This window comes from Nocardia sichangensis (genome assembly GCF_047200615.1).
Taxonomy (GTDB): domain Bacteria; phylum Actinomycetota; class Actinomycetes; order Mycobacteriales; family Mycobacteriaceae; genus Nocardia; species Nocardia sichangensis.
The window spans coordinates 1-1,164 of sequence record NZ_JBJZOK010000113.1 but is presented as its reverse complement, the minus strand read 5'-3'; the positions used below and the strand labels follow the sequence as shown (position 1 = coordinate 1,164).

General features: G+C 70.2%; 1 protein-coding gene. It reads right to left on the bottom strand.

The genetic code is table 11. The features are described from left to right. Positions 1-1,164, bottom strand: a 1,164-nt coding sequence (locus ACL03I_RS39345) for a non-ribosomal peptide synthetase (RefSeq protein WP_412808647.1), incomplete at both ends; no start/stop codon positions are given.

The following is a 1,164-nucleotide window of genomic DNA, read 5'->3' as shown; positions in this document are numbered from 1 at the left end:
CAACGCTGCGCCAACGACAACGGCACCCGCTCCGGACGCTCCACCGCCACCAGTGCCGGACGCTGCGCGCCGGTGTCGAATTGGGCGAGCCGGGCGGCCAGCAGCGCGACCGTCGGCGCTTCGAACACCGTCCGCGCGGGCACCCGCGCGCCGATCGACGCCCCGAGCCGGGCCGCTACCTGCGTCGCGATGAGCGAGTTGCCGCCCAGCTCGAAGAAATCGTCGTCCGCGCCGATCTCGTCGCCGGCGCTGAGCAGGTCGGCGAACACACCCGCCACCAACTGCTCGAGCGCACCCGACGGAGCGCGGAATTCCTTGGTCTGCAGCTGCGGAGCGGGCAGGGCCCGACGATCTAGCTTGCCCACCGGGGTCAGCGGGATCTCGTCCAGCACGGTGAGGGAGGTCGGCACCATGTGCACCGGCAGGCTGCGCTCGGCGTGCGCGGTCAGCTCGTCGATGTCGATCGAGTGTCCGCTCGCCGCATGCACGTAGGAGGCGAGAATCGTCGCGCCGCTGTCCAATTGGTGCCCGACGGTGACCGCGAAATCCACCGTCTCGTGCGCCGCCAGCACCGCATCGATCTCACCGAGCTCGATACGGAAACCGCGAATCTTCACCTGGAAGTCGTTGCGACCCAGGTACTCCAACTCACCACTCGGCGTCCAGCGCACCAGATCACCGGTGCGATAGAGACGAGAGTGGTTCGGGTCGAAGGGGTTCGGGACGAAACGCACGGCGGTGAGGCCGGGGCGCAACTGGTAGCCCCGTGCCAACTGGGGCCCGCCGATGTACAACTCGCCGACCACGCCGATCGGGACCGGCACCAGTCGATCGTCCAGCACGTACTCGGTGGTCGCCTGGATCGGCGCGCCGATCGTGACCGGCTGCCCCGGCACCAGCGGCGCGCTGATGTTCGTCATGATCGTGGTCTCGGTCGGGCCGTACCCGTTGTAGAACTCGCGATCACCGTCGGCGAGCGGGCGCACCCAGCGCCGCACCAGCTCCGGCGGGCACGCCTCGCCACCGGCCACCACCACACGCAACTCGTCCAGCCCCGCCGGGTCCACCGACGCCAGCGCGGCCGGGGTGATGAACGCGTGCGTGACGGCCTCCCTGCGCAGGAGCGCGGCCAGCTCGTCACCGCCGTACACCGTCGGCGCGACC